The sequence below is a fragment of the Pantoea sp. BRR-3P genome (assembly GCF_039621635.1).
Taxonomy (GTDB): Bacteria; Pseudomonadota; Gammaproteobacteria; order Enterobacterales; family Enterobacteriaceae; genus Pantoea; species Pantoea floridensis.
The window spans coordinates 3,517,457-3,533,122 of the sequence record NZ_CP155066.1; the positions used below are offsets into that span (position 1 = coordinate 3,517,457).

Consider the following 15,666-nt stretch of genomic DNA (forward strand, 5'->3'; position numbering starts at 1 on the left):
TAACGCGCCCGGATCCAGCCCCTCCAACCCTTCCTTTGCATCACCTTGCCAAATGGAAAGAGTTAGGCGGAACGAGCGTGCTCTTTTTTGAGCGCAGCCACCCTATTGCAAATGCAAATTATTATCAATAGTATTATTCATCAAACTTATCTCCCTCTCCGCGTAAACACCGACTGGCAGCCCTATGACCTGGCGAAATGATGTAACCGGCAGCGCAGCCTGGTGGCAGGCGCAACAATCCCAAGGCATTCCCCGTATTGAGTTAGCCGATGATGGCCACTGTCGGGTCACTTTCTTCTGGCGCGACCCGCAAGGTGACGAGACTCAATCCTCCATCCAGCGCGTGTGGATCAACATCACGGGTGTCACCGATCACCACCAGCGTCGCCCACCGCAATCGTTGATGCGTGTGGCAGGAACCAACGTGTGGTACTGGCAAACCGAGCTTCCCGCCAACTGGCGCGGTAGTTATTGTTTGATGCCCGATGAGCAGGCCACCGACTTCACGGGCGTGGCCGACATGCATGCGTTGCGCAGCTGGTGGCGCGATAAATTTCCCACGGCGCAGGCCGATCCGCTGAACAACTTGCGTGGCTGGTCGGGCGGACGCGGCATGGGCGTATCACCGCTGCATCTCCCGCAGGCACCGGATCAACAGGTGTGGCAGGCGCTGGATAACGGCACGGCGCCCACCCTAAAACTGCAGCAGCTGCAATGGGATAGCGCGCTATTAGGCAACAGCCGCCCCGTGTGGATTTACACCACCGGCGATGCGACTCCTGAGCAGCGTCCACTGGCGATCTTGCTTGATGGCCAGTTCTGGGCGCACAGCATGCCGATTGCCGGGCCGCTACAGCAGCTCACCGATAACGGCGCGTTGCCGCCCGCGGTGTATCTGTTTATCGACATCATCGATCGCGATCACCGCAGCCGGGAGTTGCCGTGCAACCCGCAATTCTGGCAAGCCATCCAGCAAGAACTGTTGCCGCAGGTGGCACACTCAGTGCCTTATCGCCAACAGGCGGCAAGCACCATTGTGGCCGGACAAAGTTTTGGCGGCCTCGCGTCGGTATTTGCCGCGCTGCACTGGCCGGAAACCTTTGGCAATGCGCTCAGCCTTTCCGGCTCTTTCTGGTGGCCAGAGCGCGGCAACCCACACGGCTGGTTGCTGCAAGAACTCGATCGCGGCCTTGCACCGCGCCAACCGCTGCGCTTCTGGCTGGAAGCAGGCAAGCGCGAAGGCTTAATTCTGCAAGCTAATCAACAGCTACAACAGCAACTTCACGCCGCCGGTTATCAGGTGCATTACCAGCCGGTGGAAGGCGGCCACGATGCGCTCTGCTGGCGCGGTGGCCTGCTAAGTGGCTTACAAGCCCTGTTGAATAAACCGGAGCATCCATGTCCGAATCTCTGATGAATAAATCTATGATTGACCACCAAACCTTGCCGTTAGTCGCGGCACAGCCCGGTATCTGGATTGCCGATCAGCTGTCACCGCACCACAACGCTTATGCAGTAGCGCACTTTGTTGAGCTGCGCGGTGACATTGATAGCGCCTTACTGGCCCAGTCAATTGTCGCGGGCATGCAGGAAGCCGATACGCTAAACATGGCATTTGGCGAAGTGGAAGGCGAAGCATTGCAGTGGCTGCAGCCACAAGAATTTAGTCCGCCGCAGATTATCGATCTGCGCGGCGAGGCCGATGCCGTCGCCACAGCACGCAGGCTGATGCGCGACGATATGAATGGCGATCTGCGCGTGTTAAGCGGCGCAAAACTGTGGCATCACACTCTTTTCCAACTTGGCGATCGCCACTGGTTCTGGTATCAGCGCTATCACCATTTGGTGGTGGATGGCTTCAGCTTCACCGCGCTGACCCGCCGCATCGCCAATCTTTACAGCGCAGCAGTGCGTCAGCAGCCTGCTGAGCCCACGCCGTTTATCCCGTTTAGTGAAGTGGTCGACGAGTATCAGCGTTACCGCGAATCCTCCTCCTTTGCGCGTGACGGCCAGTTCTGGCGCGAAAAAGGCGCGGCGCTGCCGTCACCGGCTTCGCTCTCACCGCTGCCGCTCGCCGGACAAACCGCCAGCACCGATCTACTGCGCCACAGCGTGACGCTGGAGCGCAGCACCTTTCAGACGCTGGTGCAGCAGCACCCGCACTCCAGCGCCGCCGATCTGGCTTTTGCCCTCGTTGCGCTGTGGCTGGCACGTCTCAGCGGCCAAAACGACTTTGCCGCCGGCTTCATCTTTATGCGTCGTATCGGTTCTGCCGCCTTGTGTGCCACCGGGCCGGTGATCAACGTGTTGCCGATGGCGGTACATTACGATCCCACCCAGCCACTGAGCACCCTCGCCGCGCAGCTGGCGGGCGAAGTGAAAAAGATGCGTCGTCATCAGCGCTATGACGCCGAACAGGTGCAGCGCGATCTGGGTCGTCTCGGCGATGGCGATCCGCTGTACGGTCCGGTGATCAACCTGAAGATGTTTGATTACCAGCTCGATTTCGCTGGCGTAGAAGGCATCACCCATCAGCTGGCATCCGGGCCGGTACGCGATCTGGAGATCGCCATCTATATCAGCGAGCAGGGTGAATTAACCCTTGAACTGCTGGCTAACGCCGAGCGCTACAGCGAGCAGACCTTGCAGCGCCATGCCAGCCGCTTCGCCCTGCTGCTGGATCAGCTGGCTAAGCAGCCGCAGCGACCGTGTGGTGAACTCGATCTGCTCACCGCCGAAGAGCACGCGCAGATTGCCGCGATTAACCAAACCGCCCATCCGCTGCCGGCAGAAACGCTGGCCTCGCTGTTGGCGCAGCAGGCAGCACGCACGCCGGATGCCCCGGCGCTCGCCGATGCTCAGCATCAGCTGAGCTATCGCCAAATGCAGCAGCAGGTGTTTGCGCTGGCCGCGGATTTGACCGCCGCAGGCGTACAGCGTGGCGATATTGTCGCGGTAGCGCTGCCGCGCTCGGTGCAGCTGTCGCTGGCGTTGCAGGCGATTGTTGCGCTTGGCGCCGCGTATTTACCGCTCGATACCGGCTATCCGGACGAGCGCCTGCAGCTGATGCTGGAAGACGCCGCGCCGAAAACCCTGATCACCTGCGCGGCGCTCAGTGCGCGCTTTAGCACTATCGCCCAGGTAAACCAGCTGCATTTTGATGCGCTGTATAGCACGCCAACTGCGCCGCAACCGGCCAGCGCACCGACGCCGCAGGATGGCGCCTACATCATATACACCTCGGGTTCTACCGGCCGTCCTAAAGGCGTGCTGGTGGGCCATGAAGCCATCGTCAATCGCCTGCTGTGGATGCAGGATCGCTATCCGCTGCAAGCAGATGATGTCGTTTTACAAAAAACCCCGAGCAGCTTTGACGTTTCCGTGTGGGAATTCTTCTGGCCGCTGCTGGTCGGCGCGCAGCTGGTGATGGCGCCGCCCGAGGCGCATCGCGATCCTGAAGCGCTGCAGCAACTGTTTGCCCGCTACAAAGTCACCACTACGCATTTCGTACCCTCGATGCTGGCGGCCTTTGTCGCGGCCCTTGATGATCAACAGGCAATTACCTGCTGCGCCAGCCTGCGCAACGTGTTCTGCAGCGGTGAGGCGCTGCCGACTGACTTATCACGCGAATGGGAAAAGCTGACGCGGGTGCCGCTGCACAATCTGTATGGTCCAACCGAAGCTGCGGTGGATGTCAGCTGGTATCCGGCGTTTGGTGATGCATTGGCCGCCGTCGAAGGGGCCAGCGTGCCGATTGGTTTCCCGGTGTGGAATACCGGCCTGCGCATTCTTGATGCCCGCATGCAACCGGTGCCGCCGGGCGTGGCAGGCGATCTCTATTTAACCGGCGTGCAGCTGGCGCACGGCTATTTGGGCCGTCCCGATCTCACCGCCAGCCGTTTTATTGCCGATCCCTTCAGCCCCGGTGAGCGCATGTACCTCACCGGTGACGTGGCGCGCTGGCTGGATAACGGCGCGGTGGAATATCTTGGCCGCAGCGACGATCAGCTGAAGATTCGCGGTCAACGTATCGAACTAAACGAAATTGATCATGTGATGAGCGCGCAGCCAGGCATTGAGCAAGCGGTAACGCATGCCGTGGTGCTGGGCGACGCGGCGGCGCAGGGTGATGCACGTCAGCTGGTCGGTTACGTGATTGCCGCGCAGCCGGTGGATGGCGAAGCACTGCGTCAGGCGCTGGCGCAGCGCTTGCCGGCGCATATGGTGCCCGTTGCCATTGTGCAGCTTGATGCCTTCCCGCTCAGCAGCAACGGTAAACTGGATCGCAAAGCGCTGCCGTTGCCTGAATCCGCCACGACCCGCGCGGGACGAGCCCCACACGCGGGTCTGGAAACTACTCTGGCAGATGCCTTCTGCCAGCTGCTGGCACGCGATGCCATCAGCGCGCAGGATGATTTCTTCGCCCTTGGCGGTCATTCGCTGTTGGCAATGCGCTTAGCCGCCAGGCTGCGTCGCGAGCTGCAACTGCCGGTCTCGGTGGGGCAAATTATGGTGGCCTCGACGGTGGAGAAGCTGGCTACGCTGCTTAGCGATGCGCAATCCCATCAGCAGGCCGGTTTCGAAGCGGTGCTGCCGCTGCGTAAGAGTCACGGACCTACGCTGTTCTGTTTCCATCCTGCCTCCGGTTTTGCCTGGCAGTTCAGCATCCTGCAACGCTATCTCGACCCGCGCTGGTCGTTGATCGGCATCCAGTCGCCAGATATCGACAGCCCGCTGAACCAAAGCGCGCATTTGGACGACGTGTGCGACGCACATCTGCAAACCCTGCGCGAAGTACAGCCGCACGGGCCTTACTATTTCCTCGGCTATTCGCTCGGCGGTACGCTGGCGCAAGGCATTGCCGCACGGCTGGAAGCGGCGGGCGAAGAAGTGGCCTTCCTCGGCTTGCTGGATACCTGGCCGCCGGAAACTCAGAACTGGGATGAGAGGCGCGGCGAGAACGTGCTGGATCCGGCGGTATTGGAAGAGGTGAATCGCGAGCGCGAGCAGTTTATCGCTGCGCAGCGCCATCAGGCCGGTGAAGAGATGCGCGCGATGTTCGATACCATCGAAGCCAATTACGCCAGTTCAGTGCGCCTGCTGGCCACCGCGCGCAGTGCACGGTTTAACGGCCGCGCCACGCTGTTCCTCGCCGAACAAACCCAGCAGCCAGGGCAGGATGCGCGCCGCGCCTGGGCACCGTATGTGGGTGAGCTGGACGTATGGCCCATGGATTGTGCCCATGTCGAGATCATTTCACCGCAGATGTTTGAGCAGATTGGGCCACTGTTGCATCGGTTGCTGGGTTAGATGCAAACCAGGTCGCCATGAATGGCGACCCTACGATGTGCCGGTGTGATTTTGTAGGGTCGCCATTCATGGTGACCACCTCAATTATCTTCCGCACCCCAGCGGCACAATCATCGGCGTATGCGCCACCGGATCTTCCACAATCACGCAGCGCAGACCATACACCTGCTCGATCAACGCTGGCGTCACGATCTCCGCCGGTTTGCCCTCGGCGACAATCTTGCCATAACGCATGGCAATCAAGTGCGTGGCGTAACGACACGCGTGGTTGAGATCGTGCAGCACCACCACCAGCGTGCGGCCATGCTGCTGATTCAACTCCTGCATCAGCTCCAGCAACTCAATTTGATGCGTGATATCCAGCCAGGTGGTCGGTTCATCCAGCAGCAGCAGCGGCGTTTCCTGCGCCAGCACCATCGCAATCCACACGCGCTGGCGCTGACCGCCCGATAGCGTATCCACCGATTGCTGCGCCAGGTCGGCCACGCCGGTGGCCTGCATCGCCTGCTGCACCGCCGCTTCATCTTCCGCACGCCAGCGACCAAACAGCGCCTGATGCGGATAACGTCCGCGCGCCACCAGCTCTGTTACGCTGATGCCCGCAGGTGCGTTCGAACTTTGCGGCAGCAGGCCAAGACGGCGCGCCACTTCTTTCGTGGGATAGCGCGCAATCGCTTCGCCATCCAGCAGCACTTCCCCTTTCAGCGGCGTATGCAGGCGGCTGAGCGTGCGCAGTAAGGTCGATTTTCCACAGGCGTTGGGGCCGATAATCACCGTCAGTTCACCCTCGGGAATCGCCACCGACAAATTCTCTGCCACCACTTTTTTATCGTAGCCCAGCGTCAAACCTTCGCCGCGCAGACGTGAAGGGATATCGATCATTGGCGTCGCGCCTCCCGCACCAGTAAAGCAATCAGATAAAGTCCACCGAGGATGACGGTAATCACGCCAACCGGTAATTGATAAGGCAGAAACAGATGCTGTGCGGCATAGTCAGCGGCAAGTAGCAACAGTGCGCCACACAGCGCCGAGAGCAGCAATGCACCTTTAATGCCGCCGCCAAGACGACGCGCAATTTGCGGTGCCAGCAGCGCGACAAACGAAATCGGTCCCACCAGCGCCGTTGATGCTGCCGTTAACACCACGCCAATCAGCATCAGCCACATACGGCTGCGCTCCACCGGCACGCCGAGCGCACAGGCGGTATCGTCGCCCATCTCCAGCAGGCGCATGCGCCGCGCCAATAACGCCATCAGCAGTAACGCCAGCAGCAGCACCACAATCACCGGCGGCGTTTTCGCCCAGGTAATTCCGTTGAGCGATCCGGCGCTCCATAAGCCGGCACTCAGCGCCGACTCCAGCGACGCGCTGATAATCAGCCACGAGTTCAGCGCCATCAGCAGCGCGCGCACGCTGATGCCAACAATGATCAGGCGGAAGGTTTCCACGCCGTTGCGCCAGGCGAACAGATACACCAACGCCGCCGTGGCGATGCCGCCAATCAGCGCCGCGCCGGTCATCGCCGTGACGCTTTGATTGAACAGCACTAACGCCACCAGTACGCCGCTGTAAGCGCCGGTGTTAAAGCCGAGAATGTCCGGACTGCCGAGTGGATTGCGCAGCAGCGACTGGAAAATCGCCCCGCTAATCCCTAACGCAGCACCAATCAGCAACGCCATCAGCACGCGCGGCAAACGCCACTCCAGCACGATCAGCTTGACGTTGCCGGCCCCCTGCCCGAGCAGCAGCTGCCCGATTTGTTCGCTGCTAATCTGTAACGCGCCGCGCGTCATCGCCAGATACGCCAGCAGCCCGCAGCAAAGCAGCAGCCAAAGCGCGTGTAACCAGGCACGATGCGTCATAGCCCACCCCGGCCCAGTTTGCGGCGTACCAGCACAATCAGCATCGGTGCACCAAGCATTGCCGTGACGATGGAAACCCGCAGCTCGCCCGCCACCAGCAGGCGGCCAAGAATATCGGCGGCGAGTAATAAAATCGGTGTAATCAGCGCGGTTGCAGGCAGCATCCAGCGGTGATCGTTGCCTACCAGCCAGCGGGCAAAGTGCGGCGTCATCAGGCCCACAAACGCAATTGGCCCCACCGCCGCCGTCGCTGCACCGCACAGCAGCGCAATCGCCAGCAGGCCAAGCAACTGCGTGCGCGCCACGCGCGTACCGAGCGCGGTAGCCATATCGCCCCCCATGCTCAGGCTGTTAAGCGCCTGCGACAGAAGAATCGCTACCACGCCGCCCACCAGCACCGCCGGAAACAGCGTGCGCAGCACGGTAAAATTGCGGATATCCAGCGAGCCGCTGTGCCAGAAGCGCAGGTGATCGTAGATGTCAGGGTTGAGCAGCGACAGGCCGGATGTCAGCCCATCCAGCACCGCGCCAAGCGCGACGCCCGCCAGCGTAAGACGCACCGGATTGACGCGCCCGCCGCCAATCGCACCGGTCAATGCCACCAGCAACGAAGAGAGCAGTGCACCGGCAAAAGCGAAGCCAAGCCAATCCACCGGCGAATCTGCGCCGAACAGCGCTATGCCAATCACCACCGCGAAACCGGCTCCAGCATTGACGCCGAGAATACCGGGATCGGCCAGCGGGTTGCGCGTCAGGCTCTGCATTAAGGCACCGGCCAGCCCGAGCGCCACGCCCGCCAGCAGACCAGCCAGGGTGCGCGGCAGGCGCGCGTCACGCACAATCACACACTCCGCGCTGTTACAGCTGGAGGTAAGCGAATGATAAACATCGGGAAGCGGTATCGATTTGGCCCCTAGCATCAAGCTAAGAGCGATGAGGAGCAAGAGCAGAATCCCTGAGCCTGCCAATGCACGGATCTGGCGCATAGCGTTCTAAACCTTCACTGTTCAACGTCGTCGCATGCGCGATGCAACTTGATAATGGTTATCGTTATTACTCGCGTTTAGCTATGTTACCATGACTCGCCTCGCGGACGATGAGGAAAATTGGTGCAAAAAGGCGAACCTATGAACAAATCTTCCCACTTTATCGATCTTTCACTGCTGAAAACCCATCCGGCTTTTCGCGCGGTATTTATTGCGCGCTTTATCTCGATTGTCGCGCTCGGCATGCTTGCCGTCGCGGTGCCGGTCCAGATCCAGCACATGACAAATTCACCGCTGCTGGTAGGATTGGCGGTGACACTGGCCGCTGCGGGCATGTTTATTGGTCTGCTGACCGGCGGCGTATTGGCAGATCGCCATGAGCGCAAAAAGCTGATTCTGCTGGCCCGATCCACCTGCGGCTTAGGCTTTATCGCGCTGGCGATCAACGCCGTGCTGCCGGAACCCTCGTTAATCGCCGTTTATCTGCTGGGCTTCTGGGATGGCTTCTTCGGGGCGATTGGCGTCACCGCGCTATTGGCCGCCACGCCCGCGCTGGTGGGGCGTGAAAATATTATGCAGGCCGGAGCCATCACCATGTTAACGGTGCGCTTCGGCTCGATTTTGTCACCTGCGATTGCCGGTTTGGTGATTGCCCACGGCGGCGTAACCTGGAACTATGGTCTCGCCGCGTTCGGCACGCTGCTCACGGTGTTGACGCTGTTAAAATTACCGCACTTGCCGCCTCCGCCGCAGCCGCGTGAACATCCGCTGAAATCCCTGGCCGCTGGCGTGCAGTTTCTTTTTGCCAGCCCGATTGTCGGCATGGTGGCGCTGATTGGTGCACTGGTAACCTTAGCCAGCGCGGTACGCGTGCTCTATCCCGCACTCGCGCCGCATTGGTCAGTGAGTGCTGACCAGCTGGGTTTGCTTTACGCCGCGGTGCCGCTCGGTGCGGCGGTGGGCGCGTTGACCAGCGGCAAACTGAAACACGCCGCGCGTCCAGGGCAGTTAATACTCGGCAGCGCGATTGCGGCGTTTATCGCCCTTGGTTTGTTTAGCCTGATGCCGAACCTGCCGCTGGCGTTAGCTTGCCTGATCGCCTTCGGTTACTTCAGCGCCATCAATAGCTTGGTGCAATACGCGATGATTCAAGCGCTCACGCCCGATCATTTGCTTGGTCGCATCAATGGGTTGTGGACCGCGCAGAACGTCACTGGCGATGCGATTGGTGCAGCGGTGATTGGCGCGATGGGTTCCTGGCTGCTGCCACCGCAGGCCGCTGCGGTGTTTGGCTTCGCCGCGGCGCTGCTGGGCATGGTGATGTGGTTAGTGATGGGGCGTTTACGTCGTTACCACCCGCCAGCGCCAGAGCTGGCGGAACAGGTATCATGATTTAACGAACAGTTTTTCCAGACGCGCGAGCAGATTGCTGGCGCTGTAGTAATCGAGACGGAACGAATCGACACCCAATTCGTACACCTGCTTGTTTTGCACCGCAGCATTCTGCGCCAGGAACGGATTGCTCAGCACCGACTGCGTGGTTTTGTCGTCGGCGGCAAACAGCAGGAAGGTTTTACCCGTCAGGCCGCTGGCGAGGTTTTCGCCTGACAGCTGAATGATGTCTTTACGCTGTCCCATGCTGTGGCTCTGCTCCACGCTGGCCGGCGGTACCGCCAGGGTGAAACCGAGTTGTTCCAGCAGCTTGCCCTGCGCCGAGGCGGCGGTCCACAGGTTGACCGCGCGCCCACCGCCGTTCCACACCATGGCGGAAACCGGCTGCGGCGGCAGCGTGATGGCTTTCTTCAGCGCGGCTTCGCGATCGTTGAAGGCGTTAACACGCTGTGCCGCCTGAACTTCGTGGCCGGTGGCCTGGCCTAATAGTGTGACCACATCCTGCCAGCTTTTATCGTCGTAGTTGACCACTAACGTCGGTGCGATGGCAGAGAACTGATCGACGAGTTTGATGGCGGAGTCATTGCCGGTGGCGCTGACGATGATCAGGTCCGGCGCTTCGGCTGCTACCGCTTCGGCACTCGGTTCACCAATGTACAGACGTTTGAGTTGGTGCTGTTTGGCGACCTCGCTCCATTGGCGGAAGAAACCCTGCTCGTCGGCCAGACGGCTATTGGGTGCAGTCGCACCCGAGGCGATGACCGGCGCATCAATCGCCAGCAGCGAACCGGTCAGCGTGACGCTGGTGGAAACAATACGCTGTGGCGCTTTGTTTAAGGTGAGCGATCCGTTAGCCCCTTGAAGGGTGCGCGGCCAACCTTGTTCGGCATGCGCGACGCTGGTGAAAATCTGGAAAACACTCATTAGGGCTGCAATAGCCCAAAAACCGCATTTATTCATAAGTTTTAGCCCACTTTTTAGCATATTGCCCTGTTCAGCGTCAGCGCCTGATTACGTCAAAAGGTCGCTGAAATCCCGCGAATGGATTGACACTTTTGCCCAATCGACGTAGGTTACAGGCCCATAATAAAAATGATAATCATTCTTAATAATCTTATCATTTATAGGTGAAAATTATGGTGGAAACGACCACGTTTGAAAATGCCTGGCTGAAGGATTATTCCGCGCTTTGCCGTGGTTTTCTCTTTACCTCGCCGTGGCGCAGTTTGGCAACGCAAGGATGCTATACCACCATTAGCGCGCCGGTACATGATGCCGCGTCGCTGCAGGGTGATTTCCAACAACAGCTGCGTCAGCACTTTGCTGCCGCAAAAAAACAGGGCATCGCCAATCCGATTCTGGTCGGGGCGATCCCATTCGATGTCAGCCAGCCTGCGGCGTTGTTTATTCCCGAAGCCCATCAGACCTTCAATCGCGACGACCTGCAAAACGCACTGCCGCAAGGCATCAGCGATCTGCCAGAGGTGCGCCGTCGCACGCCGGTACCAGACCACGATGTCTTCCTCAATATGGTGGCAGATGCGGTAGCAGCCACGCAGCGCGGCGAGCTGGATAAAGTGGTGCTGTCGCGCCTGATGGATATCGTCACGGAGCAGCCGGTGGATACGGCAACGTTGATGCAGCGCGTGATTGCGCAGAATCCGAATAGCTACCATTTCCATCTGCCGCTGCCGCAAGGCGGTGCGCTGATCGGTGCCAGCCCGGAACTGATGCTGCGTAAACAAGGTCGCGATTTCAGTTCTTGTCCGCTCGCCGGATCTGCACGGCGCAATCATGGCGATGCGCAGCAGGATCGCGCGGCAGGTAACACGCTGATGAATTCCAGCAAAGATCGCCATGAACACAAACTGGTGACCGACGCGATGCGCGATACGCTGCAGCCGCGCAGCCGTTTGCTGTCAGTACCGAGCACGCCTTCGCTGATCACCACCGCTACGCTGTGGCATCTGGCGACGCAAATTGACGGCGAAGTCCAGAATGAGCAGGAAAATGCCCTGTCGCTGGCCTGCCTGCTGCATCCAACGCCGGCGCTGAGCGGCTTCCCGCATCAGCGCGCGCAGCAGCTCATCCAGCAGCTGGAACCTTTTGATCGCCAGCTGTTTGGCGGCATCGTCGGCTGGTGCGATAGCGAAGGCAATGGCGAATGGGTAGTGACTATCCGCTGCGGCACCGTGCACGGCACGCGTGTGCGGCTGTTTGCCGGCGCGGGCATCGTCGCCGACTCCCAACCTGAATCAGAATGGCGCGAAACCGGCGTGAAGCTGGATACAATGTTGCGCGCCTTTGGACTGCAATAAAGGAAAGAGCATGAGCATTCCCTATACTCGCTGGCCGGACGATCTGGCCGCGCGCTACCGCGAAAAAGGCTACTGGCTGGATGTACCGATGACCGATATTTTGGCGCGTCATCAGCATAACGATGCCATCGCGGTGATTGATGGCGATCGTCAAATTAGCTATCGCGAATTGGATGTACTGAGCAGCAACCTGGCCGCCGCGCTACAGCGTCGTGGCCTGCAAAACGGTGATACTGCGCTGGTGCAACTCGGCAACGTGGCCGATTTTTATGTCACGGTGTTTGCGCTGTTCAAGCTCGGCGTAGCATCAGTCTTCGCGCTGTTCAGTCATCAGCGCACCGAACTGAGCGCCTATGCGGCGCAGATTGAGCCCAAGCTGCTGATTGCCGATCGCACCCATGCGCTGTTTGCTGACGACACCTTTATCAGCGCACTGTGCGACGCGCAGCCTTCGCTGCAGCAGGTGATTTTACGCAATGACAATCAGCCGGAAAACACGCTGGAAGCGCTGATGGCGGAAGCGGCGGGTGATTTCGTCGCCACGCCAACTGCCGCCGATGAAGTGGCATTTTTCCAACTCTCAGGCGGCAGCACCGGCACGCCAAAGCTGATTCCGCGCACCCACAACGATTACTACTACAGCATTCGCGCCAGTGATGAGATCTGTGAGGTAACCGCCGATACGCGCTATCTCATCGCCCTGCCCGCCCCGCATAACTTCGCCATGAGTTCACCCGGTTCACTCGGCGTATTTTACGCGGGTGGACAGGTGATATTGGCCGCCGATCCCAGCGCGACGCTGTGTTTCCCGCTGATTGAAAAGCATCAGGTTACGGATACTGGTTTGGTGCCACCGGCGGTGAGTTTGTGGCTACAGGCGATTCAGGAATGGGGCAGCAACAAGCAGCTGGCCTCGCTGCAGCGCATTCAGGTGGGCGGCGCCAAATTGGGTGAAACCCTGGCCGCACGCATTCAGAACGAAATGGGCTGTCAGCTGCAGCAGGTGTTCGGTATGGCCGAAGGTTTGGTGAACTACACCCGCTTTGGCGACGATGAGAACACCATTCTCACCACGCAAGGCCGCCCAATCTCTGAGGACGACGAAGTGTGGGTTGCAGATGAGCACGGCAATGCGCTGCCAACTGGCACCATTGGTCGCCTGATGACGCGCGGTCCTTACACCTTTCGCGGCTACTACAAGAGCCCAGAGCATAACGCCGCCAGCTTCGACACCCATGGGTTTTACTGCTCTGGCGATCTGATTGAGATTAACGCGCAGGGTTACATCACTGTACAAGGACGTGAAAAAGATCAGATTAACCGCGGTGGCGAGAAGATCGCAGCGGAGGAGATCGAAAATCTGCTGCAGCGCCATCCAGACGTGATCCACGCCGCGCTGGTGTCGATGAACGATGAATTGATGGGTGAAAAGAGTTGCGCCTTTATCGTCGCCAGCCAGCCGATTAAAGCGGTGGCGCTGCGCCGTCATCTGCGTGAGCTGGGCGTGGCCGAGTTCAAATTACCTGACCGTATTACCTGCGTAGATGCCCTGCCGCTAACGCCTGTTGGCAAGGTAGATAAAAAACGTTTACGCCAACAGCTTGCCGATCAACAAGCGCAAGCCTGACCTGTTCCGGAGATTGTAATGGCTATTCCAAAACTGAATTCTTACGCATTACCAGCGGCAACTGAGCTGCCAACTAACAAGGTGAAATGGGCCGTGGAACCGCAGCGTGCCGCGCTGCTGATTCATGATATGCAGGCGTATTTCCTCAATTTCTGGGGTGAAGACAGCCCGCTGGTGAATCAGGTGGTGGAAAACATCGCGCGCCTGCGCGCCTACTGCAAGGCGCAGGGCATTCCGGTGTTCTATACCGCGCAGCCGAATGCGCAGAGCGACGCCGATCGCGCGCTGCTTAACGACATGTGGGGACCGGGCCTGAACAAGCATCCGGATCAGCAGAAGATCGTTGCTGCACTGGCGCCGGATCAGGACGATCAGGTTTTGACCAAATGGCGCTATAGCGCGTTTGTGCGCTCACCGCTCGAATCAACCTTGCAGGAAATGGGCCGCGATCAACTGATCATCACCGGCGTTTACGCACATATTGGCTGCCTGACAACCGCGACAGACGCCTTTATGCGCAACATCCAGCCGTTTATGGTGGCCGATGCGCTGGCTGATTTCACACGTGAAGAGCACATGATGGCGCTGACTTACACCGCTGGTCGCAGCGGGAAAGTGGTGATGACCGCCGATCTGATGCCGCTACCGCTGAGTAAAGATGATCTGCGGGCGCTGATTTTGCCGCTGCTGGAAGATGACGATGTGCCAGCAGATGACGAGAGCCTGATCGATTACGGTCTGGATTCGGTGCGCGTGATGTCGCTGGCGGCGCGCTGGCGTCAGGTGCATAGCGATATTGATTTTGTCAGCCTGGCAAAAAATCCGACCATTGATGGCTGGTGGGCACTGTTATCACGGGTGCCAGCCAAATGAATACTTTTGATTTCAGTGGAAAAATCGTCTGGGTCACCGGCGCGGGAAAAGGGATTGGTTATCATACGGCGCTCAGCTTCCATCAGGCCGGCGCGCAGGTGATCGGCTTCGATCTGCGTTTCGATCAGGCCGACTATCCGTTTGCAACCCAAGTATTGGACGTGGCCAACGCCGCCGAGGTGAAAACGGTTTGTCAGCGTTTACTGGCGGATCAGCCGCGCTTAGATGTGTTGGTTAACGGTGCCGGAATTTTGCGCATTGGCGCAACCGATGAACTGTCGTTCGAGGACTGGCAGGCTTGTTTGGCGGTTAACGCCGGTGGTGCTTTCAATATGTTCCAGCAAACCCTGCCGGTGTTTCGCCAGCAGCGCACGGGCGCGATTGTCACCATCGCGTCCAATGCCGCACACGCCCCGCGCCTCGGCATGTCCGCTTATGGTGCATCCAAGGCGGCGCTACGCAGCCTGTGCCTGACCGTTGGTTTAGAGATGGCGCCGTTCGGCGTGCGCTGTAATATCGTCTCGCCGGGATCGACCGATACCGATATGCAACGCAGCCTGTGGCATACGCCTGAAGCAGAACAGGAGATGATCAATGGTTTCCCGGATCAGTACAAGCTGGGGATCCCGCTGCGTAAGATCGCCAAGCCGCAGGAGATCGTGGCAAACGTGATGTTCCTCGCTTCGGATCTTGCCAGCCACGTGGTACTGCAGGATATTGTGGTCGACGGTGGCGCAACGCTGGGATCCTAACAGATGGCAATGTGGAAACGATCGATTGATCTTGAGACGCTGAATAAGCTGGGTGAAAACTCGCTGGTGGCACATGTCGGTATTGTGTTTACCGTCATTGGTGAAGATTATCTGGAAGCCATCATGCCGGTGGATGTCCGCACGCAGCAGCCATTTGGCCTGCTGCACGGCGGCGCCTCGGTGGTGCTGGCGGAGTCGATGGGATCGATCGCCGGTTATCTCAGCATCGAAGAAGGTAAAAGCGTGGTGGGGATTGAGGTGAGTGCCAGCCACCATCGCGCGGTGAGCAGCGGTGAAGTGCGCGGGATCTGCCGCCCGCTGCACCTTGGTGCGCGCAATCAGAGCTGGCAGATTGAGATCCGCAATGCTCGCGATCAGCTGTGCTGCACGTCGCGTTTAACGGTAGCGGTGCTGGGTTAGGTCCTCTGCGGCCCGATGCCCTCACCCCGGCCCTCTCCCACTGGGAGAGGGAGACGCTGCGTCATGTAAGTAATGATTCAAAGTTTGCTCTATCGATTCCCTCGCCCGCTTGCGGGAGAGGGTTAG

General features: G+C 59.4%; 12 protein-coding genes. 8 read left to right on the plus strand and 4 right to left on the minus strand.

The genetic code is table 11. The features are described 5' to 3' along the window. The first annotated feature begins 184 nt into the window (after nucleotides 1-184). Both fes and AAGR08_RS16335 read left to right on the plus strand, forming a co-directional pair. The gene (gene fes / locus AAGR08_RS16330) at nucleotides 185-1,414 is read left to right on the plus strand and encodes an enterochelin esterase (RefSeq protein WP_345827363.1); all 1,230 of its coding nucleotides are present in this window, start codon (nucleotides 185-187) and stop codon (nucleotides 1,412-1,414) included. After that, entirely contained in the window at nucleotides 1,399-5,310 is a 3,912-nt protein-coding gene (locus AAGR08_RS16335) for an enterobactin synthase subunit F (protein ID WP_345827364.1), read from the plus strand. Before fes ends, AAGR08_RS16335 begins: the two co-directional genes overlap by 16 nt. An 84-nt stretch (nucleotides 5,311-5,394) precedes the next feature. Here AAGR08_RS16335 and AAGR08_RS16340 read toward each other — a convergent pair whose 3' ends face one another. Genes AAGR08_RS16340 through fepD form a run of 3 tightly spaced genes read right to left on the minus strand, consistent with a single transcriptional unit; the run spans nucleotide 5,395 to nucleotide 8,158 of the window. Next, on the minus strand, nucleotides 5,395-6,192 hold the full coding sequence (locus AAGR08_RS16340) for an ATP-binding cassette domain-containing protein (RefSeq protein WP_345827365.1): 798 nt from the start codon (nucleotides 6,190-6,192) through the stop codon (nucleotides 5,395-5,397). Beyond that, complete coding sequence (gene fepG, locus AAGR08_RS16345; protein ID WP_345827366.1) at nucleotides 6,189-7,172, minus strand: iron-enterobactin ABC transporter permease; 984 nt, start codon at nucleotides 7,170-7,172, stop codon at nucleotides 6,189-6,191. Before fepG ends, AAGR08_RS16340 begins: the two co-directional genes overlap by 4 nt. Continuing rightward, the gene (gene fepD / locus AAGR08_RS16350; RefSeq protein ID WP_097095097.1) at nucleotides 7,169-8,158 is read right to left on the minus strand and encodes a Fe(3+)-siderophore ABC transporter permease; all 990 of its coding nucleotides are present in this window, start codon (nucleotides 8,156-8,158) and stop codon (nucleotides 7,169-7,171) included. Before fepD ends, fepG begins: the two co-directional genes overlap by 4 nt. 141 nt (nucleotides 8,159-8,299) lie before the next feature. Between fepD and entS the strand changes: the two genes are divergently transcribed. Continuing rightward, on the plus strand, nucleotides 8,300-9,550 hold the full coding sequence (gene entS / locus AAGR08_RS16355) for an enterobactin transporter EntS (RefSeq protein WP_345827367.1): 1,251 nt from the start codon (nucleotides 8,300-8,302) through the stop codon (nucleotides 9,548-9,550). Here entS and fepB read toward each other — a convergent pair. Continuing rightward, nucleotides 9,545-10,510: a Fe2+-enterobactin ABC transporter substrate-binding protein gene (fepB, locus tag AAGR08_RS16360; protein WP_345827368.1), complete on the minus strand. Its 966-nt coding sequence runs from the start codon at nucleotides 10,508-10,510 to the stop codon at nucleotides 9,545-9,547. The two genes, entS and fepB, sit on opposite strands and share 6 nt — an antisense overlap. Nucleotides 10,511-10,686: 176 nt before the next feature. On the opposite strand from fepB, the gene AAGR08_RS16365 reads away from it, so the two are divergent. Genes AAGR08_RS16365 through AAGR08_RS16385 form a run of 5 tightly spaced genes read left to right on the plus strand, consistent with a single transcriptional unit; the run spans nucleotide 10,687 to nucleotide 15,540 of the window. Further along, complete coding sequence (locus AAGR08_RS16365) at nucleotides 10,687-11,868, plus strand: isochorismate synthase (RefSeq protein ID WP_345827369.1); 1,182 nt, start codon at nucleotides 10,687-10,689, stop codon at nucleotides 11,866-11,868. Nucleotides 11,869-11,878: 10 nt separating this feature from the next. Further along, nucleotides 11,879-13,495 (plus strand): (2,3-dihydroxybenzoyl)adenylate synthase, encoded by a 1,617-nt coding sequence (locus AAGR08_RS16370; protein ID WP_345827370.1) that lies wholly within the window; start codon nucleotides 11,879-11,881, stop codon nucleotides 13,493-13,495. A gap of 18 nt (nucleotides 13,496-13,513) precedes the next feature. Further along, complete coding sequence (locus AAGR08_RS16375; RefSeq protein WP_345827371.1) at nucleotides 13,514-14,368, plus strand: isochorismatase family protein; 855 nt, start codon at nucleotides 13,514-13,516, stop codon at nucleotides 14,366-14,368. After that, entirely contained in the window at nucleotides 14,365-15,120 is a 756-nt protein-coding gene (gene dhbA, locus AAGR08_RS16380; RefSeq protein ID WP_097095103.1) for a 2,3-dihydro-2,3-dihydroxybenzoate dehydrogenase, read from the plus strand. The genes AAGR08_RS16375 and dhbA overlap by 4 nt, the downstream gene beginning before the upstream one ends. 3 nt (nucleotides 15,121-15,123) lie before the next feature. Beyond that, on the plus strand, nucleotides 15,124-15,540 hold the full coding sequence (locus tag AAGR08_RS16385) for a hotdog fold thioesterase (RefSeq protein ID WP_345827372.1): 417 nt from the start codon (nucleotides 15,124-15,126) through the stop codon (nucleotides 15,538-15,540). Nucleotides 15,541-15,666 lie beyond the last annotated feature (126 nt).

Bases quoted from the DNA above. Each gene is read 5' to 3' on its own strand.
- AAGR08_RS16335 (WP_345827364.1), top strand. From the start codon at position 1,399: ATGTCCGAATCTCTGATGAATAAATCTATGATTGACCACCAAACCTTG.
- fepG (WP_345827366.1), bottom strand. From the start codon at position 7,172: ATGACGCATCGTGCCTGGTTACACGCGCTTTGGCTGCTGCTTTGCTGC.
- AAGR08_RS16340 (WP_345827365.1), bottom strand. From the start codon at position 6,192: ATGATCGATATCCCTTCACGTCTGCGCGGCGAAGGTTTGACGCTGGGC.
- dhbA (WP_097095103.1), top strand. From the start codon at position 14,365: ATGAATACTTTTGATTTCAGTGGAAAAATCGTCTGGGTCACCGGCGCG.
- fepD (WP_097095097.1), bottom strand. From the start codon at position 8,158: ATGCGCCAGATCCGTGCATTGGCAGGCTCAGGGATTCTGCTCTTGCTC.
- AAGR08_RS16375 (WP_345827371.1), top strand. From the start codon at position 13,514: ATGGCTATTCCAAAACTGAATTCTTACGCATTACCAGCGGCAACTGAG.
- fepB (WP_345827368.1), bottom strand. From the start codon at position 10,510: ATGAATAAATGCGGTTTTTGGGCTATTGCAGCCCTAATGAGTGTTTTC.
- AAGR08_RS16365 (WP_345827369.1), top strand. From the start codon at position 10,687: ATGGTGGAAACGACCACGTTTGAAAATGCCTGGCTGAAGGATTATTCC.
- AAGR08_RS16370 (WP_345827370.1), top strand. From the start codon at position 11,879: ATGAGCATTCCCTATACTCGCTGGCCGGACGATCTGGCCGCGCGCTAC.
- fes (WP_345827363.1), top strand. From the start codon at position 185: ATGACCTGGCGAAATGATGTAACCGGCAGCGCAGCCTGGTGGCAGGCG.
- AAGR08_RS16385 (WP_345827372.1), top strand. From the start codon at position 15,124: ATGGCAATGTGGAAACGATCGATTGATCTTGAGACGCTGAATAAGCTG.
- entS (WP_345827367.1), top strand. From the start codon at position 8,300: ATGAACAAATCTTCCCACTTTATCGATCTTTCACTGCTGAAAACCCAT.